Raw genomic sequence first — 24,849 nt, 5'->3', positions numbered from 1 at the left:
TGTTATGTCATTTCGAAAACCAACCAGCTTAAAAGATTATTTAATACACCTTGGTGTGCTTATCGGAGCTTCGCTTCTTATCGTCATTATTGTATTTTACATCTGGCTACCCATTACCACCAATCATGGCGAAACCATCACTGTTCCTGATATCAAAGGGATGACAGTTGATGAACTAGATGGCTTTTTAAACAAAAGAAGTCTAAGGTTTGAAGTGACCGCTGATTCCAGCTATTCTCCCGAGTACCCTCCGCTAGCCGTATTGAGACAAGTTCCGGTACCCAATACGAAAGTGAAAGAAAATAGAAAAATTTACGTTACTCTGAATGCAGAAAGTCCACCAAAGGTACGAATGCCTAAAGTGGAAGATCTCTCAATCAAAAGTGCTTTAATGACTTTGAAATCTTATGATCTAATATTTGGGGAAATTTCCTTTGTCCCGGATGATTTTTTTATTGTGCTTGAAGCTCGAATGGATGGCAGAGTAGTACTGGAAGGTGAGCGCATTGAAAAAGGATCCGTAATCGATCTCATCGCAGGTAATGGATACGGAAATACCATTTTTCAATCTCCCAACCTTATAGGCCTGGAACAAGAAGAAGCAGAATTTGCCATATTGGGTTCTGGGTTAAGGATTGGAAAAATCAGAGCTACGGATAAATCATTGGCTGGCTTTGCTGCGGTGGATTCCTTAGGCAATGACATGCTGGAGTACAGAACCATTGCTCCTGGTACTGTGCAGCAGCAATACCCTCCTTCCGAGCGAAGGGTTAAAATAGGTGACCCCATAGATATTTGGATTTATAAGCCAGATTCCATCAGCAATACCTCGACTATTCTAGATGATCAATGAGAAAGTTATTCATTGTCATATTGTTATTAATTGCTCAGCTTGGCGTTGCTCAGTTGATCATCAAGCCTATTCAAAAATCACAAAATATTGTAAAGGGAAGGGTTTCACAAACTGCGACGGTAGATCCTGCTACGCTCCCCTTTTGGGATGACTTTTCGATCACTACAGACTCCCCTGATAGCATACGCATTTGGGGGACGGATACAACATCCCAATGGAACTACGAATTGAGTAAAAACGTCTTTATAAATGCGACGATGGCTGTCAATCCTCCTACCTATAAGGTCGCTACATTTGACGGTTTGGACGCAAATGGTGCTTTCCATGCTGGTTCAGACATTGGGCTTGCGGATGAACTTGTCTCTGACACCATCGATTTGCAAGGGAAAGCCAACGTCGTATTTTCATTCTATTGGCAGGCAGGTGGCAATGTAGAAATACCGGATGCTGGTGATTCGCTCAGGCTTCAATTCTATAATCCAACTGATCAGTGGAGAACCGTTTGGTCTGTGGATGGTGAAAATCTTCAGTCCAATCAAGATTCGATATTTACGCAGGAGATAGTCGATGTAACTGGTCCATTTCTCACACAAAAATTTGTTTTTCGATTTCAATCTTTTGGGGATAAAGATGGTCCATTCGACGCCTGGCACGTGGATTGGATTTACCTCAATGAAAATCGTCAAAACGACAATTACTATTACCTGGACAGAGGCCTGACGGGACAGCTAACCTCGCCCTTGGCTCCATTTAAAACAATGCCAGCGCATCAGTTTAAGGCAAACGAATCTGCCTTCAGCAGTAGTCAGCGAGTACAAGCATTCAATCTGGATGTACAGCTCCAGCCCACGGAATACATCCTGGTCATCCGAAATCAAAATGATGGTAGTCGAATCGACTCTGTAGAATATGGCTCAGAAGATCCACTCTTCAATAACCCCAATCCGGTTAAGGTATCTGTGGAGCGATTCATTGACTTGGGAGGCTTAGACCTGTCGGCAATACCCAACCAAGATTCCATTTGGCTGATGTCTGAAGTTTATCTAGAAAGCTCGGATGATGACTTTTTAGATGGAACATCCATCGATCTTAAAATCAACGATACGATAAGGAGTGAATATCTACTTCACAACTACTACGCCTTTGATGATGGTACGGCAGAGTATGCAGTAGGCACCAATATCAATGGAGCGAAAGTGGCGATGCAATTTTGGCTGGAACAAAAGGATACGCTTACACATGTTGATATCCATTTTCCGAACATCGATCCGCTGAGTGGCGGTAGTGTTTTGCAATTGCAGATATACAAGAACCTGGCTGACGATCCCATCAAAACGCAAGACATCACGATAGTCAATGCGACCAAGATTGATGAGTTTACACGTTACGAATTTCTCAGGCCGCTCATCCTTTCTGACACTTTTTACCTTGGCTATGAACAAAGTAAAAATGAATACATTGGTATAGGTTTCGACGCGAGTAATCCCGAAGCTGCCCAATACATTTATGAAAACAAAACAGGATTGTGGGAACAGAATGAACGTTTGCGCGGTGCGCTAATGATCCGGCCAGTCTTTGCAGATGTGGGCGATATTGTTTTGAGAGCAGGAGAAAAGGAATTGACGGTTAAGGCATATCCCAATCCCACGGATGGTCCCATTCGCATCGAAGGATCTTACCAATCCATATCCGTGATTGATTTCTCAGGTAAAAGCTGGATACAGGAGGCCGCAACAAAGGTTCATGATTTTTCAAATCTGAAGGCAGGATTATATTTGCTTACAATTCACCGAAAAGAAGGTGATCAAACGCTAAAAATCATTAAGAAATGAACGAAGATATCACTTGCGCCGAAGTAAAATCTCGCCTGGATAGTGGAGAGAAATTCCATTTTGTAGATGTCCGAGAAGAATGGGAGCACGAGGAGCAGAACATTGGAGCTCAGTTGATTCCGCTGGGAGATTTACCTGGAAGGCTTTCAGAGATCGAACACATGAAGCATGAAGAATTGATTGTTCACTGCAAGTCTGGTGGACGGTCAGGAAGGGCCAAAAAATTTCTTAATTCCCAAGGGTTCACCAATGTCAGAAACATGGAAGGTGGAATCACTGCTTACCTGGAGCTTTAAAGACCTTCTACCACCAATGGTTCAGGGCTGAAGCATAAGATAAAAATAACGAGTGCTATCCAGCCCAGCACTTTTCTTCCTGAGGAAAGCGGACTATTGTCTACCACTGGTGGGTGATCCACACCAATGAATCTGCCAATCAATATGGAGAAAAGTAACCAGCCGGTATACCCTTCTACTTTGAAGATGGATGCAACAAAAAACTGCACGGTAAACATCACTGTAGCATAGAGTAATCGATCTCTTTTTTCCTTAAAAACACTATACGCACTCAAATAAACAACCATCAGATACACCGCAATGCTGATGAGGAAATTTCCTATCCCTTCCAGGGAAGTATTCAATAAATCGGTCGTCGTAACCCATCCAAGTCCAGCGTAAAACATAAACGCTGTAAATAAGATGCGAGAGACGATGGCATGGTTCTTTGGTCCTACCAATCCGAACAACACGTGACCGCCATCCAACTGACCGATAGGCAACAGGTTTAGCGCTGTGAAAAAGAAAGCGAGATAGGCTGCTAAGAGGACTGGATAATGCATGAGTTCACGTGAACTAGGAATGTACCGATCATTTGGAGCTAAGTATTTTCTACCCAGATTCATCAAGATATTGTCGCCAAAAAAGACTGCCCCAACCCTGCCTGTATGGATGGTGTCACTCAGCGTCTCATAAGCCATCCGATCCGGGTTCAGGTCTTTCTTTAGAATCACAGTGTCCAGCCCCTGCATTCTTTCTTCAAAATTTTCCCCAAACACTTCATATTCAGGATGCACCTCAAAGATGTATTCGGTGTCGGGTAAGCTTTGAAAACCATAAATCAGCAAGATAACGGCAACCACAAAACCAGCAATGGGTCCTGAAACACCTACATCGAAGTACTTGACGCGGCTAATGATGCTTTCCTTAATTCGAATGAATGCGCCCATTGTTCCCAAAGAGGCCATTCCTATAAAGCCAAACCACATCGGAATATAGTACGGCAGTGTTACGTTGATTTTGTGATAACGGGCAGTGAAGTAGTGTCCGAACTCATGGACGGTAAGAATGAACAAGAATGGAATCGAGAAATTCAATCCGAATTGAAAATCATCCCATGTCATCCCACCAATTAAAAACTTACCCAATGTCCACTCTGCTCCAGCAAATGTGGTGGTGATGAGGGTAACAATAAATAAACCCAGTTGTATGAGTTTGGTCTTTAAATTTTTATCCAAGCCCGAATATTTCGTTTAGCTGTCTATCTGCGTCAAAAATTTGTACTGCTTTCATTCCTGCTTTTTTTGCAGCTTCAACATTGTCTAGTCGGTCATCAAGGAAAAGCATACGTGATGCATAATTGTCTATCTCGTCTATAACATGTTCGTAGCAATTGAGGTTCGGTTTGCGAAGACCTATTTCATGTGAATAGTAAACCTCCTTCACAAAATCACGGAGGCTTGGACGACCTGTTTCCTCCATAATCATCTCCTCGTATGCGATCTCATGGATGATATTGGTATTGGAGAGGATGTAAGTATCATATTTCTCACCAATTTTCAAGACTTTATTCATCCGCTCGTTGGTTATGGACTTCAGCATGCTGTTCCAAATATCCTCGAACTGGCGCTCTCCCATGTTGGTACCCAACAGCTTATTGATCTCTGCTCTAAATTCTTCCGGGCCAATCATGCCGCGTTCAAATTGCTGAAGCACAGGGGCAGTCACCACCATCTCTTCTATCTCTTCGGTATTTTTTTTGGCTACTTCCGAAAACCTCCGTATTACTCTTGGGTAATCTAAATCGATGAGAACATTTCCGAAATCAAAAATTATGGCATCTACGCCTTGCAGTAGGTCAGACATTCGTTGGCTATTAAATCGCAAATATGTAATATTGCGCTCCCTTTTAAAAGTCTGTTGTAAACAGCTTTTATTATTAGTTTTGAAGCAAGGCACAAGATAGTCTGCCAAAACGAAAATTTCAGAAGCCAGTCGAAAGACCGCAATGAATGTTAAGGGCCTATAACTCAGTTGGTTAGAGTAACTGACTCATAATCAGTAAGTCCCAGGTTCGAGCCCTGGTGGGCCCACAATAAATAGCCCTCACTTATTCAAGTGGGGGTTTTTTATTTTTATGTGCTACAAAATAGGATACGAAACAGACTTAATTGCTTCTAAAAAGCCTAAGATTCAGTGAAGTCAGCGCATAACAACTTCTTCCACTATTCTAATCATTCCTTCGTAAAGTACTTCATCTTCAATATTTCCTGATCTCTCACCTTCCCAATAATTTTTTGCTAATTGATTCCATTTGTTAATTGAGTAAGTACCACCAACCAACCACTCTTGTGCTGCCCTATGAAATTTCCCCTCCAATAACTCTAACCGAAATAGTCTTTTTCTTTCTCCTCTGTTCAGAACACTCATCCAAAATCTTAGAGACTCTTGAACTTCTGGAATTAACCAAATACACTTTTGTCTACTTGGCAAGTGTGGATAAATATCTTTCCTTACTGATTCAAAAATTAATTCTCTATTAATAGTAATCGCATTTCTAAGACACTCGATAGATTCTCTAAGAGTATCTATTGGTTGGAAATGATAGCTATCCATTTTTTTAGGAGGAGGATGAATCTTTGAATACTCCTCAAATGCTGCATTTAGTACTTTAAAAGCATTTAGCTCTTCTCCCTGAATGTTAAAAGATTCATCTCTCTCCAAGTAAGTTCTCCAGAAATTATTATATCCCTTTCCTATAAATATTTCATCACCTTCTTTCCAATTGGAATTGGTATTATTTAGGTGAAGGAATGTTTCCATAAATCAAAATTTACAAGATAAGCCTTTTCATTTAGCCCTAATCAATGGAACTAATATCTTATTAAGTTCATCAATAATGGCATCAATCGAATCTCCAAATGGGTCGTTTCCATTTCCTCCTTGTCTATGCACAATAGGATAAATATTTGCACGATATTCTTCAGGCATTGGAGCTAACTTAGAATCATAAATGAAATTTGCTTTATACTGCAGGTGTTGATCGATTGCATATCTATAGCTATTCAGTTTAACAATTAGTTGTTGAGCTATTTCCCTGAAATTTTCTCCAAACAAGGCTTCCCCTTCAGCAAGTAAGCTATTATACTCTTGAGCAGCAGATAGTACCTCTTTTAGACGACCATTGTAAACCTTATATGAATGTTTCACCTCAGCTTCCTTTTGATCTTCTGATGGTGGCCCAGGATCTAGGTATTCAGAATTTTCATACATAATCCCACGTTTATCATAAAGCGTATCACGAATGATATATGTAACTTTTAAAAACCTATGCGAAAAATCAAAGTACGCTTTTCCACGTAGTTCTTTCTTCCAACGACTGAATCCACGAAAAGCAAGGAACATAGTAACGGCGGCAGCCACAATGTAAACTAGATCCTTTATGTTTTGAAGGGTCCAGGTAGTTGCATTTTGAGATACTTCATTACATATCGATAGTGGTTCCATAGTTTGCCGTTTACTTGGTAAGAACTATTTGATAGGTGCAATATTCTTTAAGAGAAGATCATAATGGTCATGCCAAAACATATTCTCATGAGCGGTAGATGGTAAATTTTTCAAGAACTTATTAAACTTATTTTTCATCCAGCCATACTTTACCTTAACATCTGGTTTAGTAAACCTTTGACCTCCTACAATGATTTTTCTTAACTGCTTAAAATAAGACACTAAGGTTTTATCCTGAAATAAGGTTAAAGCACCTTCAAAGTAATCTATGTAAAGTTTTTCATCGGTATCCCTAGTCAGTATTGACCTAACCTTAGGATCGAACCGCATTTGCTCAATACTGCCAGTAACTCTTTCTTGATAGTTTGAATGGAGAAGATCAACTGTATGTCTATCTAGAATGATCCTCGGATAAAGTGCAGCTCTTGATTCTGTCTGGTACGCATCTATCAATGCTGGCCCGAAAAGTAGTTCATCTGAATGATATAATTTACCATGAGAAATTCCTCCTCTGCATAATATCCCATGTCTTATGAGCTTGGTGACCAAATCAAGAATTTCTCTAAAGAAAACTATAAATTCTCCGACATCATCTTCACGAAATGACACAACTAAAGAGTCAGAAAAATGGGTTATGACTTTAGATTTGGTATTAGGAACATCATCATTCTGAAAACGAATTAAGGACAATACCTGATAGAGGTCAGATATCTTTTCTTCATCATCAATTTCCTTTTCGACTGTTTTTGAAATTATCCCTTCAAAACCTAAGATGTCTAGAAACAAAACAATTCTATTCTCATATTTCATAGCCATGGAAGTTATTTAGCTAATTAGCTTCCTTCTTCTCAACTCCTTTGCCTCGAAGGTCTTGGTGTCTTGGTCAACAACGGCAGTACCAAAAAAAAATTCATTATTGTACCACCTACGTTGCTTTGCTATACTATCCATTGCAAATCTTAAAGAAAGTTGTCTATTCCAATCTTCAACACCCTCCTCCAGCATATCTAATGTGGGCATCCAGTCAAAAACGTATCTACATTCATCATAGGTAACTAAATCCATATACATTTCTGTAGCCTTAGCTTTATATAACCATCTTTTAGTATAATCAACGTTATAGAAATAAGGGCTGGTCAGTTGACCAACTAAAATATCTTTAAGTTGATGAAACATAAACACATCACAGAAAGTGTATTTTTCAAAACTATTCCATCGTTCCCTTATGACATCCAGCTTGTCACTATGTAGTCCCTCCTCTCCCCTCTCAGTAATAAAATAAGAAACCAATTCTATGCTATCTAAAAGATTTTGTGCATTTGAATCTATAGAAATTTGATTCTTGAACTTCTCGAAAAATGAAGAAAAAGATTCTTTCTCGACTACAAAGTCTGATAGGCCCCAGATCAGAGAGTTTTCATCTGGGAAACACATTAGATCCTCTTGATAATCTTTGTGAAAAGATGATCTGTTGAAATTTTTAAAAAACAACTTAATTAGAGATTCATTACCAGCTAAACGTTGATATGGGATTAACACACTTGGAAGATCAAAAAGAACTCTGGTTATTAATTGACTATAGAAAGTTCGTTCATCCTCTCTCGCAATTTTTAAAAATTCTTCTGGATCAATTCCATGACATTGTGCTGACTCTCTAAAACCACCTCCCAATCCTGTTAACTTCTCTGTAAATGGTTTAGCGTATAAATAGTTCGCAGCTAATAAATTGATATTTTCTCGATAATCCAGATTTCGAGAATCTGTATTGTTAGGCAAAGAAAAGTTTGTGATAAGAACTCCCAAACTTTCAAGTTTTTGATGGAGAAAAATATCACGAATGACCGATAGTGTTTTTGAACTAGCTATAGTAGCACAAAAGTCTAGATATATTATATCAAACTTAAATGGTAGAATTTTAAGGTAGTTTTCAATTCTACCCTTATAAATTTTAACAAATGGAAACTTAGATTCCAAGGCAGCGATAACAGCTGAAGAATAGGCCTTATTATCTGATTCAAAAGCCCAAATATTTTCTGGAAGAACACCATTTTCCACAAAGACTTCTATATCATTCTCTGGATTGGGGCCACTTAAATATGCAACTCTTAATTCTCCTGGCTCCTTTTTTCTTATTATTGAATCATAGAATTTTTCCCATTTTGAAATTTCGGAATCATCTAAGAATGACAAGATTTCTTTGTCATAGCTAGAACCATTGGACTTCAAATACTCCTTTATATCCCTTACATACGATCTCCTTGCAATTGTGCTCTTATGTCGGTTCTTGGTGAGTGTATTTACTCCAAATTTTAGAGCTTCATTTCTTGCAATTTGCTTTTCAGGTTCAGAGTACATCGCCATAAGAACTGCTCTTTAAACCTGTTTCCACCTAACTACCAGTATAATTCCCCTTGGTTCAGCTTTGCAATACCCATACTCAAGAATCTCGATATTTTCAATGGATGGGATAGCACTACCTTCCTTATCATAAAAAGAAAATATACTTTCTTTAACATCTTTTTCAGTAAGACCATCATCTATGGTCTTATCAGCTAAATAATCAGTCCATCTAAATAAATCTCCCATATCATAAGTCGTTATATATAATAAATATAAACTAAAAACCAATCAACTATATTCTTACGGATTCATGGATCATTTATCTTGATTACCCTGTATTCAATCATTTCACTTATGAAAACAATGATTCGACAATTAGAATTGTTAATTAGCTATTAGTAATAACTGCTCAACTTTCTATCAGCCTAACTGCCTCATCTATTGTCATAACAGGAGTAATGTTCTGGTAGTAAAGTGTATCCAATTCTTCTAGCTTTAGATGTAAGAATGAGTGATTTTGGAATCTTTCTATCCATTCCTCGAATTTGCTTCTGACACGATTATAGTTAGACTCAGAAAGCGCTCCAGCTTTTAGAATAACTTCCAAGTATCCTCTCCTATTTCTGAAATCCCAATCGCCAAAGTCATTCTCTACTGCAGCTTCATAGATATCAATATATGGCTCAAGAACCTGATCCAGAAGTTCTACAGGAGGGTCAACATTATGATAAAAATCATCTGGTAAGTCATTATTTCTGACTACCCACTTTCCTATTTCCTGATACCCACTTAGATGTTTATACTTGCCAAGCTTATTTATAATTTTTAGCTTCTCCCTTTCGTCTGCTTCCTCCTCAATGAATTTCAAGCATAATTCTTCAAATCCGGAGTAATTGTTTTTACCAAGTAGGTCTATCGCATGAAGTTGCGTATCTGAGTCAAAGTCTCCTAGGAATGAAAGAATTGGTTCATAATCATCAGTCAATTTAAAATACCCTTCGAGTAGACCATATCTATGGTAATCCTGGAACGAAGAATCTTTAATAGTTGAAATAAAGTACGGAATGGCTTCTTTGATATCATTCTTAGCGCAAAATGAAAGCAGGTTGACTCTCACTTGGTTGAAAAGTGTACCATCTAAGCATTCCAATACTTTATCCCTTGTCTTATCAAAACCACACTGAGAAGCCACCCAATCAGTGAGTTTTGGAGCCTCCTCTAGGTTCTTCTCCTCTTCCAGTTTTGAATGCTTCTTTAGGATATAGCTTGAATCATCCATATACACAAAATCCAGAGTAAGATCGCAGGGGATAGAAAAATCAAACTCTTGTGCTAAATAGGCTATTCGTCTCTCAAGAGTATTATAGTACCAACCTCCATTTAACTTGTAAATCCCTTTTTTGAAATCACACTCAGGCAGTCTATTTTCAAACCAACTTTTTAGGAAATTAATCTCTCTTCCCTCAAGGCTTAAATCACCTCGTATGTCTTTCTGTAAAAGAGTACCCACCTTGTATCTCTCCCAAATCTTTTCATCATTTATGAATTTGATTACACCCTCCTCCGATACACTTGACTGATCTTCCGCTAAATCTCTGATTATATCTAATGCAAGATTCTCTTCTATTTCCAAACTTGGATTTTTCCTTCTATAGGATCTGTAGGTATCCTTTATTTCAAGCTCAGTTAAACCATATTCTTGATATACTTCCTTTACCAACAACAACAACTCTGGTTTATTAAAAAGGAAGTGAATGTCTTGTTTGTGCTTATGCTTCACTCTCTCTTCCCAAGAAACTTCTGGAGGAGGATACAGGAACTTATCGTTTGAAAACTCATTAATTTTTGAATGAAACCAATTGTGCGCCTGATCATTGGTCCTCCATAGAAGGTTTCTAAAACCTCTTACAAATTCATCCGATAAATTTCCTTCAGTATAGCTCTTGAAAACTACTCCAGCAGCCTCAACATCAGCAAGTTTATACATGGAATAGTAATGATCATCCTTATCATTTTTACATCTATCAAAAAGAATTTCAAATGCCTTAAATCTGCTTCCAGTCTCGCTAAAAAATTCTAAAATTTTTGCTTCAATTTCAGGGGCATAGATCCTATCGATTTTCAAGAAAAGTTCAACCATCAATTCTAGTATATCAGGGTCTGAAGAAAATAACTCAATACTTTTCTCTATACCTATTTCAATGATTTTTTCAATGTGAAGAGGTGGAGATATCCTATCTATTCCAAGAGCCCACTTCAGTAGTTTTTTTATCGATTCAACATCTTTTATGCCGTTAACTGAGTCAATCAGATTTCTCGATTCAGCCTCAATAACTGGAGCTCTTTTTGTCCTTGAAGAGTTTATGTAAGCTCTGACTTTCTTCACTAAAGAAATTCCTTCAATCAAGATATCAATGTGCTGATCTGAATAGCCAAATGAATGAATATATAGATATAACGAAGCTCTGATATATTGACTCTCCTTGAAGTCACTTTTTGTATGAAGTACTTCAATAATCGAAGGATCATTAAAATCTAAAGTAATAAGCTGTTTCGCAATCTTGTAATAACAATGTTCATCAAACCCATCCCTCTTCAAAGCAGACATTAGACTCTGTACAACCTCATCTTTTTTCCTTAGATCAATGCTCAAGCCTTCCAAAATCTCCAAAGTATGAGTCAGAGTGACACTATCTTCCGCAGTAGATAATCGTCCTATCATCCAATCAAAAATCTCAGTACTATCTGATACAAACTTTGATATCTCTCCAGTAGTGAATTTTTCACTTCTCAGCCATAAATTTCTTGATTCATATTTTACGACAATATCTCTAGCAAGCATGGTTCTAACTTCGAGATCCAACTTCTCCTTCTCCATTCGGAAAAGTAGATCGGGTTCTATATCTACTATCCAATTTAAAACCTGACCCTTCAACACTGACTCTTTTGGTAAAATGCTAATAAGAAAGGTTAAAGTATTGACCCATTTGGGTTCTATCTTGGAAAAATTTGGAGCAAAAGCAACTACATTTTTTATGAAATCTAATGACTTATCGGACAAGAATTTTGCTGCTAGATATTCTCGGAAATTATTATGTTCAAACTCCCAAGTACCCTCAGATCCTCTGTTAAATAAGAATGCTCTTTGTATCCTTTTAAGCATTTCGATATCAGAAACGACCAATTGAAGTTCTTCTGACTCATTTAAATAGCTCATGCCTAAGCATTGGCTTACAAAAGCTATGCTTGCTATCAGCCCTTTTATCCGACTATCGTAATTAAGAAGATCGATTCCTACTAGTTTGAATTTATTATAATCACTCTTGATCTTTTCAGTGATGAGATAGTTGAACAAATCCGCTTTTTTTTCTGGCAAAAACCCTTCTTGTGAGTAAAGCTCTGTGATCTTAATGAGATAAAAAGGCGATTGAATTAGATCATACAAGTTATTATTCCAAATATGATTGAAGAACTCTTCCGCCTTTTCGCTAAGTTGTTCCTTCAAGAAAGCCTGGATCTGATCATGCTTTAAAGGAGCAAGAGAATAAACTTCAAAATTTTCTAGTGCTCCTTTCTGATCGTCATCTAGTGGGTATTGATTGTTTCTACAACTGACGATTATTTTAATTCTATCGTGGTATTTAGAAAAACGATTCAGTTTTCGGATGAACTCGTCTGTTTTGCTTTGATGAACTTCATCCAATCCATCAAAAACCACAAAGAGGTTTTCCTCTGGAACTTTCTCCCAATCTTTGAATTCATCCAAGAGAAGATTTTCAATAGTTTCATTCCAATAATTCTTTAAATCAATAAGAAGAGGATAACAATTTGACCTCTTCGATAAACTGTAGGCTACTTGTCTCAACTCAGTACTTTTTCCAAAACCTCCAACTCCCAGGATCACAATTTTGGAACTAGTATCAACAAGCTCATCAAGTTGAAGGGCTTTAGTATCTAGAAGAAAAGTCCTATTAAAGCTGCTTTCAAGATTTACTGAATCAAACTCTTCAAACTTCAATAATGATCGTTGTAGGTAGCCGGAAATTGATTCATACTGATTCGATTCTATGCTATCACTGATCAAACCTTTTTCCGGCCGAATAAGTAGGAGGAGCTCTTTAACATCATCTCTAATTTCATTAACTCCTTCCTTAGTTTCAGAAACCTCTTTTTTTATGAATGTCAAGTCTTGAGAATTCAACCAATCCACGAGTCCCTTTCGTGTGTCTTCATATTGTAGAAGTTCTTCTATCAGATAAGAGAGTAGCTTTTCAAAGAAATCATCAGGTAGGGTGTCAAAATCAATATGTGGAGCTAATAAGTCCTTGTCAGGATCTCCATAGCCAAGTAATACTTGTTTGAGGGGTTCTCTTACTTCAGGGTTTTTGAAGACCTGGTGAATATTGTCACCAAATAATTTCTTACCATAATGCTTATTGATTTTAGAAAGCGCATCATTTAAAGCTTGATCAAAATTTTTGTTCTTGTCGACCTTTGGCCACAGTGATCTCAATCCATTGACTAGTTGAATCCCTGTCTTTAAAAGGTTAACTAACTTCTCTACGCCATTTGGATCGTTTCCATCAATTTCCATTTGATTCAATTATTCTTTGAAGCCTCAAACCAATTGATGAATTAACATGATCAAAATGAGTATCATCGAAATCATATCCTTCTCCTCTAAGCATTTTATCTAACTCTTTACCTGGAAGCCATCTCAGTAGATTCCTTTCGATAAGGTTATCAATCAGAAGTGAGATTTTATTTTCCAAGGATTTAATATTCTTAACATTTTCAGCCAGCTCTAGATTTGTGGCCTCAATTCTTTTCGCATCCTGTTCTATAGATGATGGTCTATCAAACCTGCTGCTGTAACTAAGTTTTTTAAAGAAATTATGAAGATATATCCTAGTGATTTTTGATCGGTTTCGTTGCAATAGCTCTACATAAATCTCACGATTAAGAGAGTTCTCTTTTTTTACCCAACACGGGAGCATTTCATCAAATAAGTAGATGTTTTCAATCTCCCAAAAATTAAAATAATACTGATTGGACACCTCGGTGTTTCTAATGTATAGCCCAGTATCATCCGGAAGTAGGCTTAAAAGTGAGTTTAAGTCTAGCTCATCTTTCAAGAATGAAAATAGATGCTTTTTAAACCAAAGATCACCATCTCTTATACCAATTGAATTCATTGATTCGATTGGAATCAAATCTTCTAGGATCATAGAAAAATTATCGCTTTTCAAAACATTATCGCTTGTTCCGATAGGAATGATATTCGGAGCAGAGGAACCGGGCTTAAAAAATGAAAGAAGTAGGTTTCTGTGCTTTACTCCTTTATTTAAATCATTCTCAATAAACAGGTTATGTTTTTTAGAGAGCATAAGAGGGGTGAACCACACCCCATTCCTTTTAAGAGCCTTCATAAAATCGATATCATATTCGGAGTTGGAAACATTTCTGCTCTCATCGAAAAGAATAAGGTTTGGACTATTATCAAGGTTTGCAAGCTGTTCAATCAACGAAGTAGAATGAGTTGCAATTAAGAAACTGCAGTTAGGAACCTCTTTTGAGAGTGAATCAATTTCTTCAACAAGCACCTCTATCATATCATCATGCATGTGTAATTCTGGCTCGTCTAAGGCAACAAAATCATACTGGTTAGTCTTGGCAGTGGTTAAGGAGTATATCAAGTTCAATAGTACATTTTCCCCAGAACTCATTACTTGTGGGTCTATATAATTGTCACCATCCTTGATTGTCAGCTTAATGGATCCAAGTCTCTCCATATCATGTAGCAGACATATTCTTTTATTCGTATTCAGCAAGAATTTCCCCAAAATGGAATTCATTGAGTTCTCCAGTTCATCAAGCTGATTCTTGAAATCTGAGCTACTGAAAAATTCCCTCATTTTGGCTCTGACAAATTCATTGACCATTTCAACAGGCTCATCAAATAATCTAGTGATATCCTTATCTTGTTGCTTGCTTAGAAGATTTGAAAAATGGTGCCCCGACATATTCATGTTTCTAATCCCGTCATTATTGCCAATCCAATTCCATGAACAATCAAATGGGGGCTTATCAATAGAAAGAAAGCTATGAAAACTCTCAGGTGAGTTTTTTACATTTTCTAGCACAAATTTCTCTACGGGTTTTTCTGTTGAGAGATGAGCACTTACTGAAAGTTTTTTTCTTTTGAATAAGTACTTAATCAGTTCGATTGAACCAAATGCTTTATGAATCTCTTTGTCCGACTTAATTGTGTTTTCAGCGTACTTTTTAAAAACAGAAGATTCAACCGCCCTGCGGATATCTCCATCGCTTGTCACTAAATATTGAATTAGCCTGATGAGATTACTTTTTCCGCTACCATTCCTACCAACTAATAGATTAATTCCAGGACGAATCTCCAAGGGCTTATCTTCAAGCAAACGAATGTCAGCATATCCGTTTAAATTATTGAGTCTAAGAATCATTACAGGCTTTAAATAAGGTAAGTTAGTTATATATGATAATACTATCTAATTGAAAAATCACTTGAAATTATCTCCACTAAGTATTCATTACTCTTTCCATTTAACCTCTCCTACCCTATAGCTCTGGTCTGGCTCTTTTAGTTGAAGCTCAGTTTTTTCCACAGTTTGATTAGAGCGACCGTAATTCTTGAAAACAGAAACTTGAATAGTAACTGGACCTGATACTTTCTGAACTCTTTCATCATAGTAATCCACCTCTATGATATAATCTCCGGAGACAGCTTCTTTGATCAGATACTCTTCTGGACCATAACCATCTGTGTAATCCTCAGTCAAGCGTCCTCCATTGACAGTTAGAGGATTAGTGAAATAGCACTTTTCTCCATTGGGTTCCGTCACCCAAAGATCAATATCTGTCTCAAGTGAGTTCCAATCAATCACAATTCTGATATCAACTGGCATATCTTTGATGAGCTCTTTTGGAACTTCACCCAACGCTAGATCCTTACCTTTTCTTGAAATAAGACTGTTTAATTCTCTCAACAAGGTTGACTTGAAATAAGGGAACAACTCATCATCATCCTTTATATCGGAAGTTAATATCTCCACCATAAGATCAAGTGCTTTTTGATACTTACCCATCTCCTCATACAATAAAGCTAAATCTCTCTTAGAATGTGGTTCCTCTGGTCTTATCTCGTAGATCCTTTTATACAGGTATTCAGAGATTTTATATTGCTTCTCATTCTTGAATTTTGCTGCAAGTACTTTAAGCAATTCATGGTTTTCTAATTCGAGTTCAGCAATATTTGAAAGTACCCTTATTGCAATCGTAGAATTGCCCTGATTCAGAAAGTAGTTACCAACTCCTAGGAAAAAGGATGGATTAGTTTCATGCTTTTTCCTGAGCTCCAAGTATTTCTCATATCTCAAATGATTTATTGAGGCATCTAGTGAATCAATGTAGGGTTCATTTGGAATCCATGATTTGACTTCAATTGATTTATCAAAATAAGCTGATAATGAATCCGGTAAATCGACATCATCTTCCAGACCCCACTTAGTAGTAATCACCACAACCCCATCACTGGCTCTTGAACCATAAAGGCTTGTCGCAGTTTCGCTTTTGATCACATTGATGTCAGCAATTTCATCGGCTAATATCCCTTGATATTCCTCACTTGTCATGATCTCTCCATCTACTATAAAGAGAGGGCTATTTCCTAAAGTCACAGAATTAGAACCTCTTACAATCACAGTTCCATCTTGTTCTTGCGATTCTGTCACTCCAGAAGCCTGAGTTATTTGAACGCCTGCAGCCTGACCTCTTAATTCTGTGGCATAAGCTAGTGTAACTACTTCTTGTAATTCCGTAGCTCCGCCCATGATAATATCGAGTTCTGCCTCCTCTCCAATCTCCATTTCCTGAGCCTCAAAACCTACGTAGGAGTAAACCAAAATATCTTCAGGCCTTACATAGATTTGGTATCTACCACCCATATCTGTAACCGTTCCACTTGTCGTTCCTTTAATTATGACATTCACACCAGGTAATGGCTCTCCAATATCATCTGTAATCGTACCTCTTATCAGCTTGCTAAAAACTGTGGTGTCAACTTGATTAATACGTACAGTCTCCCACCCTCCCAATTGTATAGTATCACGATCCACCGTCTCGGTTGAATTGTTGTCTAATGGTGGTGGAGGTGGAGGTACATCTTGTTGGCTTTGATTCTCTGGTTTATTTTCCTTTACAAAGACTGCTGTATCTTTTTGATTTTTACTCCACCAATTTTCAAAATCAAGGTAATCTTCCAAAACCAAATCTTTTATTTCTGACAGTTCTAAAGAATTTTCCTCTTCTCTTTCTGCAATCAATTCGTTGTATTCTTCTAAAAGTTCTTCTGGTGGTTCAATACCATACTCTACATAATCCTCCACCCGATCCAGAATAATAAGTGAAGTATATGGCGTAACCAATCCGTATTTCTTCGCCAAATTGATAATTTCATCTTTCCTTTCTTCCGGATCTCTTATGAGATACCTTACCGTATTGGAAGCCCAGAGTCGCCCAATGGAACTACTGTGATTAGAGGCCTCAATGGTCACATCCCTCCTAAATGTTTCCCTGTTCCCAATTCCATATATCAAAGTGATCTTTGCCTTTTTCTTACCTTTTATCCTACCTGAAATTGCCAAGGTTTCATTAGGCAGACTAACCGAGGTATTCGGGTACACATCTGATATTCTCCTGCTATTGTACTCGGCTCGAATAAACCTTACTTCATATTGGGTCAACTTTGCCAATGCTTGATCGACGCTTGTGTTGAGAAGATTTATATAAGTACCGCCAGTAGCATTAATGATATATTCAAGTTGTTTACTGTTGGCTTTCGATGAAGAACTAATGCAATGGATTGGGTGCTTTGCGCTATACCTACCAGAACCAGTAAGATTATCAAGACCATCAGTAAACAGGATGGTTTCTGAAGCTATTTGAGAAAAATCAATGGAGGAAAGATTAGTACCCCCATCATAAACGGTCTGTTTCAGATATTCAATCAGGTTTTTCTTGTTATCAAAATCAGCCGTATCAATTGCCTGATTGCTAAACCGAACTACAGTCACCTTTTTCTTATTCCCATCCGAATACTTTTCAATAAGAGCAAGCTCCTTTTCTATGTGTTTATTTCTTGCTGAAAAAGAGGCATCCCAAAGAATCAGTAAATTCTCTTGCGCTTCCCTATTTATATTCTGTTCTATGGTGGGCTTATCCACCAGGTAGAAATAGTCTGAACTCTCAGCTAGACTTTGACGGTATTGCGCAACTCCAGCTTCAACCGGAAGATCAATAACAAGACTTCCAATAGCGTTGTAATTCTTCTTTCTCGTCTCTGCGATATAGGCGTTCTGCCAACTCTTAAAATCAAAGTTGGAAATATCTGACTTATCAATCTGCGGAGCGTTCGACTGATTTAATACCTTGATTACAAGTGAAAATTCCTTAACCTTTCCATATTCGAGGAGCAGCTGGTAGATGTTTTTGTTAGACAAGCTCAAATCCTCCTGGTATCCTATAGCCACTTTTTTGAAGCCTTTTTCTGGAATTGGATATACCCTTGCTCTGTAATTATTCCCCTCGGTTTGTTCTAGTAGCCCAGGATCGATAGCCTGCCTTACAACACCCTCAAAAGCCCTCCTTCCAAGCGTTTTTTCTACGACCACTCCTTCTCTCAGCTTTCCATTTACGTCCATTGCAAACCGAAATACTTGTTGATTGTCAGTTAAGGGGAAATTGAGCTCTCCTTCTAATACCCGATCATTTGGATTGTAGAAGGTGAGTTCAGTATTGGTAATGGCAATTGATCCAATAATTTCAACATCTATTTTGACCGAATGTAGCTCCACTTCAGCCTCCTTATCTTTCACGGCTAATAAGGTTTCCTGAGCCTGAAGATCAATGGAAGCAAACAATACGAGGATAGGTAATAAGTATTTCATAAGCAATCAATCATATTCATCTCCATTGAGATGCATCGTATCTCCAAATTCCACAAATTTCAATCCAAGGTATTTATCTTGGCATATACACCTGCTAACTTGGAAGTTATGAAACTCTCACAATTACTCTCATGGAAAGGGGAGATAAATAGAAAGCATTACCTGATCTGGGGAATGATTCTGTTTGCCATTAAGTATAACCTTGACAGGTTGATAGTCATTTGGCAGACTTGAATGAGAATAAGCAATATGATCAATGAAAAGAATCTCTTAACAAAATCATCTTTATTATAATATTACAAATAATTCTTCCGTAGATACAAGAGTTAAGTTTAAAGTAAAAATTATCGTAAATTGAATTGCCTAGTTTACGCAATTCAAAATGTCACCTGAACGAAGAAGCCTTATTAGTTTTTTAAACTTGCCATCAAGTTTTATTGGTGTCCTACTGACACTTTCACTTGCCCTTAGTCTGGCCCCATACTTTCCGGGCTTGGATTTTGGAGTATTTAAAATCCCAGAACTGTCACCTGGACAAAGTCAAGCATTAAAAATAATTGGTCCAATTTCTTTCTTTTCAATTATTCTATCTCTGATTCCAATTTTTAAAAAATCTATTAAAATAAATGCAGATGCTCACCCATCAGAATCAGAGAGATTCACAGAGATACTTAATAAGGACAAAAAGAAAATTAAAGGCTTTTGGACAGAGATAATAGATAAATCACTATTTCATTCTGGGATGACCGGAGATCGTTCTAGCCTTGTAGTTTTTATTCATGGACTTAGAGGAAGCGCAATTAAAACATGGGGAGGACTTCCGAAACTAGTCATAGATAAAACTGGATCCGATTTTGATATACTTTCATTTAGTTATGAAAAAGGAGCTTTCCATCAAGCAGATATAGAAACGGCTGCTACTAACTTGAGGAAACTTCTGACAGAAACACTCGCTAACTACATGCATCTCATCTTTATTGCTGAAGATGTTGGCGGATTGATTCTGAAAGAACTATTTTATGAAGATAGCAATGTTCTTTCTAAGAAAAAGTCTAATTCGAAACTGCCTGCTATTGTCGGAAGAACTCGCGAAATAATAAATTTTTCAGTTCCACATTCTGGGATTAAAAAATATCTAAAATCATACCTAGATGTTTTGAGGATAATAAATATCATTTCACAACCACTTCTGAAACTGTTGAAGTCAATCAATCGACAATGGTCTAATCTTGGTAAAAATGAATTGTTTAATCAAGTTCGATACGATAGACAATATACAACTGATTTGAATGGAAGGTTCAATTCAGCTCTGAAGAAAATATCAGTTTCCAACCTTCCAACTCCGAGAATAACAGACTTTGTATTCGATGATAACTATTCATCTCAAACTGATCATCATTATCAGGAGGTAGAAAAAATAGCTAAATATAATTTCAGCTCAAAAACAACAAATAGCTCAATACTGCAAATGATTGTCAACAGGGTAGAACCTTATATTGATAATCCTCTTATGGCTATTTCTTATGCAACAGTAAGAAGATCAAGGCTTCTGGATGAAAATATATCGCTAAGCTCTAGAGAATCGGAGAATAATTTTGTTTCAAAGTCTGATTCAATTAAGGAATTATCAAGTAATTATCGATCTAGAACTGATGTAAAGGGATCTCAAATTGATATTTATGATGCTTTAGATAAGTCGTTCAGCTCTGACAATAATACTGACCTTATAGTAACTGGGGGTGCCGGCGTAGGTAAGTCCGTTTTGCTAAGAACCGTAGCAAAAAATCTTTCAATCAAATATTTGGAATCTAGAGGAACGACTCCGCTTTGCATGCTAATACCACTTCAACAGGTGGTCTTCACAAATGACGAATTGGACTCTGTAAACTCTAATGAAACTGGAACAATTGAGCTTAAATTATTAATGGATCACTGGAGTAGCTTTGGTAAAATCGTACTTTCTGATCAATATGAAGAAAAAGCTTGCTCCTCTCCATCAAGCAAAATTGATATTGATAACTGGAGTAACATTATTGCCAAACTTAATTCTAGTTATTTGCTTGAAAGCATTTATAAGAGAAAGACTGTACTGGTGTTTGATGCCATTGATGAATGGCTTGTCAATAATCCCAATGCGGATACACACTTTTTTTTGAGGATAAGACAAAAGTTGTCTAGTAACTATGATAAGACACAGATTGTAATTGGTGTCAGATCTACAGTGCCTACAATTAATTTGTTAACCACTAATTCAAATACTTTTGAAATTCTCCCATTGGCTGAGAAGGACGCGGAGAGACTATTTCCAGGGACAGGTAAACTCTTTTCTAAAATAGAGGAAGATGAATTGAGAATACTAATGTTAACACCACTTATTCTAGGGAGAATAGGACCTGTTATTAAATCTATTTCAGTTAGTGAAATAAGTACCAGAATCGGAATACTTAGAACGGCACTGAAAGCCCTAGTCCAGTCATCTCAATTGCCTATGCTAAGACTTTCAAATAATGAGTCATATCATGAGGATGTATGGATTAATGCCTTGAGTGTTATTGCATGGATTTTTTATCGATCGAACAAGGGAGTTATGAACCAACAAGACTTGAAGGAAGACGCTGAGGTTTTGAAATCCAACTGGAATAGAAATTCGGTACCATTTTCAGAAGATATGAAATCAGCTTTTGATTTAATTTCTGACTCAAAAGGGATGAGGGCAATTCGATTCAAAACAGTCCTTACTGCAGTCGGATCGGCAGGCATGAGATTTTTACACCGAGAATGGCAAGACTCATTAGTGGCTAATTATTTGGCGCTGTCAGTCTATGGTCGAATGGGAAGTGAGCTTGAGTATAGGGCATTTAACAAACAAATATACAGGGATGCTTCACTGCTTTTAGCTGGTATTATGAATAAACAAGAAACGGCAATTGATGATCGATGGATAAAAGATATGTACGGGGAGAGAATCTCAAGTGCTTCTCCAATTGCTCTAATGAGTTTGGCTGCAACTTTAGGAAATGGCCCGGTACCAATAATGAGATCATGTTATAAGTTTCTTGCTGGTGCGGCCATAAAGAATGATTATCCCGAGGTGTCAAGACTCACAGTAATTAGCTCATTTGGCATGAGATTACTAAGGAACGAGAAGGATGACAAAAATTGGGATTTTCTTTTTGAAGACTCTTTGAAAACCTTAGAGCAAATGGCTGCGCTTGACGACTCCTTAAGTCGAAGAGTATCTGCGAGCATGGCTTGGTGCTATTTAATGCTTCTGAATATAAGGTTTAAGAATAAAAAAGAACTGAAAATTACACCTTGGCCTACGCTTAATGCAACTTCTAAGCAAGGTTTAAGGATTGCTGAGCAAAGTGAATGTGTTTGGAAGGTGTCTAAGAATAAAATAGAAGTAACACCTCCTCACAGAACATTTCAAATCGCATCTGTTCATTATGCCCTTGTAGTGAAGAATATTAAGGATGAAGAGATATCACTGGTTCACTACTTGTTTTTGGCTTGTGCAGCCCTTCAGGCCGACGCTGCGGTTGGAGAAGTGTACTCTCTCCTCAAAACAGTTTTTAGTGAAGAAAGTGGTTTAAGAGAGAGGGTTGATTCTTTTGAGGTCAAAGAGGTGAGAGAAATATTTGATTCATGCTATTCAGTTTATGAGAAAAGAAATGTTCAAGATTAATACAGCCGAGAAGATATGGAAGAAATAGTTCCAAAAGTCAGAATTCCAAACTCATTAAAACCTATTTATCTAGCTAGGCACCTGTTAAAAAGGGAGGATATGTTCAGTGATTTTGCACAAAAAATCTATAAAAGATACGAGGTTAGCATAAGTGCTACTCCAAATCAGATTGCAACTCCAGTCGAAAGAATTTCAATTGATAAATTCAATTTAGAGATGGTACACACTAAACCATCCAAGCCTCTGGTAATCACGAATTTTTTTAAAAAGGAAATAATTGAAATCAATGATTTAAAAACTAAATATGGAAGTACTATGGTCCCTACTCATAGGAAAGCTATTAAGGGACGAAGTTGGCATGAGCAGAAAGTAGAACTTATCCAAATGAGAGAAGTGATTTCAAGGATAGAGAATGGAGAAAACCTGAGTGTAATTAGTTGTGCACAACTCTTTGAAGAACATCCAGAGCTTCTTGATAAGCTTCGATGCGAGGAGCTTTCTGAATTATTTAGAATAAGTTTCTTTAGAGAGGAGCTTTTTGTTGGCGGTAAGAACGCTTCTTCTGCCTTCCATTGTGCAGCTGGTGCAAATTTTTTTATTATGGTAACAGGAAGAAAAAAGTGGGTACTTGTTGATCCAAGAGATTCACTGGCGATGTACCCAATGATTGGTCTGAATCCAAGCGCAGCTATTATTGGTTCCCCTGTAAATTCAGCCAAGAGTAACGGTGATTATCTACTTTATGATAAAGTTTCAAAATATGAAGCAATTCTTAATCCAGGAGACATATTATTTAATCCCTCATGGTGGTGGCATGAAGTCACAAACTTATCAGTAGCAATTGGATGTCCGCTAAGAACAATGGTAGGTGGTTTAAACAACTCTTTCTTTAATTTATTAGCCGCAACATCTCCTTTTGGTATTAGAAATATGATTCGTGCATATTGGAATGAATCACAAAAAGGTGCTAGACGTTGGAAACTGCCAGACTCTATGATATTAAATACTTTTCCCGGGATGAACAAAAAAGAAAAAAAATGATATGGTTCCAATTATATATGAGCAAAATATAGATCTTCATTTTTCCGATTTTGACATGTTTGGGCATGTCAATTCTAAGCATTATGTAGATTATGTTGTTTCATCAAGATTTAAATATATAGCTAATACTTACGGCTTAAATCAAAGGGATTTTCTAAATAAGGGCTATGGCTTTTACATTACAAAAACAGAAATGAATTTCAAAAAATCTATTGTCAATACGATATCTAATGTTGATGTAAAATCATGGGTTGAGAAAATCTCTGACACTCTGATAAAAGTTCCATTCGAGATTAAGTCAGAAAGTGGTGAAGTATTTTGTTACGGATCATTCACTTGTCACACGATAGATATTAAAGCGGGCAGGACAATAGAAATTCCAAAATTTATGGAACAAATCTTCTTTGAAAATTAAGCAGATTCGAAATGATTGAAAAATTAAGAACACCAGATTCTAGGTTTGAAAATCTTCCGGATTTTGCATTTAAACCGAAGTACATTGATAATCTAACCGGCTATTCTAATCTTAGGATGCATTACTTGGATATTGGTACAGCTAATGAGGATGAAGTCTTTTTATGTCTCCATGGAGAACCGACATGGTGTTTCCTATACAGGAAAATGATCAAAGTATTTCAAGAAAATGGATATAGATCTATCGCTCCTGATTTTTTTGGTTTTGGTCGATCGGATAAACCAATTGAGGACAGCATTTACACTTTCGACTTTCATCGAAATGCATTGATAGAGTTTATCCTAGCTCTTGATCTAAAAAATATCGTTCTAGTTTGTCAGGATTGGGGAGGTGTTATTGGCTTAACAATTCCACATATTATGCCCGATCGCTTCAAGCGATTAATAATAATGAATACAGGATTTGCCAATGGAATAATCAATGAGGAATTTCTTAGATGGAAAGAGTATAACAATATAAAGGACGATTTAAATATTGCTCAGATGATAAAGTCTTGGATGCCAACAGTAAGTGAAAGTGAAGCATTGGCTTACGAGGCTCCGTTTCCTGATAAAAGATATAAAGCAGGTGTTAGGTCATTCCCAAATTTGTTACCGGTCAACAAGGAAATGCCTGGAGTTGAAGTATCAAAACAGGCCATAAATTTTTGGAAGACACAGTGGGAAGGAGACACCTTTATGGCTATTGGCATGAAGGATGAAATTGTGGGGCCTTCAGTAATGATTCCAATTCAAAATACGATTCGCAATTGTTCCGAACCACTTGAAATTGAATATTCAGGTCATTTTGTTCCTGAGTTAGGGGATATTGTGGCAATGAAGGCTTTAGAGTATTTCTCTAGGTGCTGAATTATCT

General features: G+C 37.1%; 18 protein-coding genes and 1 tRNA gene. 9 read left to right on the top strand and 10 right to left on the bottom strand.

The genetic code is table 11. The features are described 5' to 3' along the window. Positions 1-4: 4 nt before the first annotated feature. The 3 genes from ABJF57_RS19200 to ABJF57_RS19190 are packed head-to-tail and all read left to right on the top strand — an operon-like array spanning position 5 to position 2,981. Positions 5-853 carry a PASTA domain-containing protein gene (locus ABJF57_RS19200; RefSeq protein WP_462233010.1) on the top strand — a complete coding sequence of 283 codons (849 nt, stop codon included), beginning with the start codon at positions 5-7 and terminating at the stop codon, positions 851-853. After that, positions 850-2,685 carry a T9SS type A sorting domain-containing protein gene (locus ABJF57_RS19195; RefSeq protein ID WP_462233008.1) on the top strand — a complete coding sequence of 612 codons (1,836 nt, stop codon included), beginning with the start codon at positions 850-852 and terminating at the stop codon, positions 2,683-2,685. Before ABJF57_RS19200 ends, ABJF57_RS19195 begins: the two co-directional genes overlap by 4 nt. Beyond that, positions 2,682-2,981, top strand: coding sequence for a rhodanese-like domain-containing protein (locus ABJF57_RS19190; protein ID WP_462233006.1), 300 nt, complete (start codon positions 2,682-2,684; stop codon positions 2,979-2,981). The genes ABJF57_RS19195 and ABJF57_RS19190 overlap by 4 nt, the downstream gene beginning before the upstream one ends. On the opposite strand, the gene ABJF57_RS19185 is transcribed toward ABJF57_RS19190, so the two are convergent. Together ABJF57_RS19185 and ABJF57_RS19180 are read right to left on the bottom strand one after the other, a co-directional pair. Beyond that, a complete protein-coding gene (locus ABJF57_RS19185) occupies positions 2,978-4,198 on the bottom strand; it encodes a site-2 protease family protein (RefSeq protein ID WP_462233004.1) in 1,221 nt (406 codons plus the stop codon). The two genes, ABJF57_RS19190 and ABJF57_RS19185, sit on opposite strands and share 4 nt — an antisense overlap. Next, complete coding sequence (locus tag ABJF57_RS19180) at positions 4,191-4,826, bottom strand: HAD family hydrolase (protein ID WP_462233002.1); 636 nt, start codon at positions 4,824-4,826, stop codon at positions 4,191-4,193. The genes ABJF57_RS19185 and ABJF57_RS19180 overlap by 8 nt, the downstream gene beginning before the upstream one ends. Before the next feature lie 153 nt (positions 4,827-4,979). Between ABJF57_RS19180 and ABJF57_RS19175 the strand changes: the two genes are divergently transcribed. Continuing rightward, positions 4,980-5,053: transfer RNA gene (locus tag ABJF57_RS19175), tRNA-Ile, on the top strand. Positions 5,054-5,162: 109 nt separating this feature from the next. Here ABJF57_RS19175 and ABJF57_RS19170 read toward each other — a convergent pair. The 8 genes from ABJF57_RS19170 to ABJF57_RS19135 form a co-directional block, all read right to left on the bottom strand. Then, complete coding sequence (locus ABJF57_RS19170) at positions 5,163-5,783, bottom strand: DUF2441 domain-containing protein (RefSeq protein WP_462233000.1); 621 nt, start codon at positions 5,781-5,783, stop codon at positions 5,163-5,165. A 27-nt stretch (positions 5,784-5,810) separates the two neighbouring features. After that, positions 5,811-6,467, bottom strand: a complete 657-nt coding sequence (locus ABJF57_RS19165; protein ID WP_462232999.1) for a hypothetical protein — start codon at positions 6,465-6,467, stop codon at positions 5,811-5,813. 24 nt (positions 6,468-6,491) lie between these two features. Beyond that, positions 6,492-7,277 (bottom strand): hypothetical protein, encoded by a 786-nt coding sequence (locus ABJF57_RS19160; RefSeq protein ID WP_462232997.1) that lies wholly within the window; start codon positions 7,275-7,277, stop codon positions 6,492-6,494. A gap of 15 nt (positions 7,278-7,292) precedes the next feature. Then, positions 7,293-8,828, bottom strand: coding sequence for a hypothetical protein (locus ABJF57_RS19155; RefSeq protein WP_462232996.1), 1,536 nt, complete (start codon positions 8,826-8,828; stop codon positions 7,293-7,295). Between the two features lie 12 nt (positions 8,829-8,840). Next, a complete protein-coding gene (locus ABJF57_RS19150) occupies positions 8,841-9,053 on the bottom strand; it encodes a hypothetical protein (protein ID WP_462232994.1) in 213 nt (70 codons plus the stop codon). Positions 9,054-9,216: 163 nt separating this feature from the next. Further along, positions 9,217-13,401, bottom strand: coding sequence for an NACHT domain-containing protein (locus ABJF57_RS19145; protein WP_462232992.1), 4,185 nt, complete (start codon positions 13,399-13,401; stop codon positions 9,217-9,219). Next, a complete protein-coding gene (locus ABJF57_RS19140) occupies positions 13,391-15,289 on the bottom strand; it encodes an ATP-binding protein (RefSeq protein ID WP_462232990.1) in 1,899 nt (632 codons plus the stop codon). Before ABJF57_RS19140 ends, ABJF57_RS19145 begins: the two co-directional genes overlap by 11 nt. 87 nt (positions 15,290-15,376) lie before the next feature. After that, positions 15,377-18,790, bottom strand: coding sequence for a VIT domain-containing protein (locus ABJF57_RS19135; RefSeq protein WP_462232989.1), 3,414 nt, complete (start codon positions 18,788-18,790; stop codon positions 15,377-15,379). A gap of 108 nt (positions 18,791-18,898) precedes the next feature. Between ABJF57_RS19135 and ABJF57_RS19130 the strand changes: the two genes are divergently transcribed. From ABJF57_RS19130 to ABJF57_RS19110, 5 genes are all read left to right on the top strand, one after another. After that, positions 18,899-19,024 carry a hypothetical protein gene (locus tag ABJF57_RS19130; RefSeq protein ID WP_462232987.1) on the top strand — a complete coding sequence of 42 codons (126 nt, stop codon included), beginning with the start codon at positions 18,899-18,901 and terminating at the stop codon, positions 19,022-19,024. A gap of 148 nt (positions 19,025-19,172) precedes the next feature. Beyond that, positions 19,173-22,478, top strand: a complete 3,306-nt coding sequence (locus tag ABJF57_RS19125) for a P-loop domain-containing protein (RefSeq protein WP_462232985.1) — start codon at positions 19,173-19,175, stop codon at positions 22,476-22,478. A gap of 15 nt (positions 22,479-22,493) precedes the next feature. After that, positions 22,494-23,519, top strand: a complete 1,026-nt coding sequence (locus ABJF57_RS19120) for a cupin-like domain-containing protein (protein WP_462232983.1) — start codon at positions 22,494-22,496, stop codon at positions 23,517-23,519. Position 23,520: 1 nt separating this feature from the next. Further along, positions 23,521-23,934, top strand: coding sequence for an acyl-CoA thioesterase (locus ABJF57_RS19115; RefSeq protein ID WP_462232981.1), 414 nt, complete (start codon positions 23,521-23,523; stop codon positions 23,932-23,934). Between the two features lie 11 nt (positions 23,935-23,945). Then, the gene (locus ABJF57_RS19110) at positions 23,946-24,842 is read left to right on the top strand and encodes a haloalkane dehalogenase (protein ID WP_462232980.1); all 897 of its coding nucleotides are present in this window, start codon (positions 23,946-23,948) and stop codon (positions 24,840-24,842) included. The last annotated feature ends 7 nt before the right edge of the window (positions 24,843-24,849 follow it).

Source organism: Ekhidna sp., from assembly GCF_039940915.1.
Lineage (GTDB): Bacteria > Bacteroidota > Bacteroidia > Cytophagales > Cyclobacteriaceae > Ekhidna.
The sequence above is the reverse complement of the archived record's forward strand: the minus strand, read 5'-3'. Positions and strand labels throughout refer to the sequence as shown.

Excerpts from the sequence above, each read along its gene's own strand:
- ABJF57_RS19165 (WP_462232999.1), bottom strand. The coding sequence starts at position 6,467 with ATGGAACCACTATCGATATGTAATGAAGTATCTCAAAATGCAACTACC.
- ABJF57_RS19195 (WP_462233008.1), top strand. The coding sequence starts at position 850 with ATGAGAAAGTTATTCATTGTCATATTGTTATTAATTGCTCAGCTTGGC.
- ABJF57_RS19115 (WP_462232981.1), top strand. The coding sequence starts at position 23,521 with ATGGTTCCAATTATATATGAGCAAAATATAGATCTTCATTTTTCCGAT.
- ABJF57_RS19200 (WP_462233010.1), top strand. The coding sequence starts at position 5 with ATGTCATTTCGAAAACCAACCAGCTTAAAAGATTATTTAATACACCTT.
- ABJF57_RS19160 (WP_462232997.1), bottom strand. The coding sequence starts at position 7,277 with ATGAAATATGAGAATAGAATTGTTTTGTTTCTAGACATCTTAGGTTTT.
- ABJF57_RS19130 (WP_462232987.1), top strand. The coding sequence starts at position 18,899 with ATGAAACTCTCACAATTACTCTCATGGAAAGGGGAGATAAATAGAAAG.
- ABJF57_RS19135 (WP_462232989.1), bottom strand. The coding sequence starts at position 18,790 with ATGAAATACTTATTACCTATCCTCGTATTGTTTGCTTCCATTGATCTT.
- ABJF57_RS19190 (WP_462233006.1), top strand. The coding sequence starts at position 2,682 with ATGAACGAAGATATCACTTGCGCCGAAGTAAAATCTCGCCTGGATAGT.
- ABJF57_RS19170 (WP_462233000.1), bottom strand. The coding sequence starts at position 5,783 with ATGGAAACATTCCTTCACCTAAATAATACCAATTCCAATTGGAAAGAA.
- ABJF57_RS19125 (WP_462232985.1), top strand. The coding sequence starts at position 19,173 with ATGTCACCTGAACGAAGAAGCCTTATTAGTTTTTTAAACTTGCCATCA.
- ABJF57_RS19180 (WP_462233002.1), bottom strand. The coding sequence starts at position 4,826 with ATGTCTGACCTACTGCAAGGCGTAGATGCCATAATTTTTGATTTCGGA.
- ABJF57_RS19150 (WP_462232994.1), bottom strand. The coding sequence starts at position 9,053 with ATGGGAGATTTATTTAGATGGACTGATTATTTAGCTGATAAGACCATA.
- ABJF57_RS19120 (WP_462232983.1), top strand. The coding sequence starts at position 22,494 with ATGGAAGAAATAGTTCCAAAAGTCAGAATTCCAAACTCATTAAAACCT.
- ABJF57_RS19140 (WP_462232990.1), bottom strand. The coding sequence starts at position 15,289 with ATGATTCTTAGACTCAATAATTTAAACGGATATGCTGACATTCGTTTG.
- ABJF57_RS19155 (WP_462232996.1), bottom strand. The coding sequence starts at position 8,828 with ATGGCGATGTACTCTGAACCTGAAAAGCAAATTGCAAGAAATGAAGCT.
- ABJF57_RS19145 (WP_462232992.1), bottom strand. The coding sequence starts at position 13,401 with ATGGAAATTGATGGAAACGATCCAAATGGCGTAGAGAAGTTAGTTAAC.
- ABJF57_RS19110 (WP_462232980.1), top strand. The coding sequence starts at position 23,946 with ATGATTGAAAAATTAAGAACACCAGATTCTAGGTTTGAAAATCTTCCG.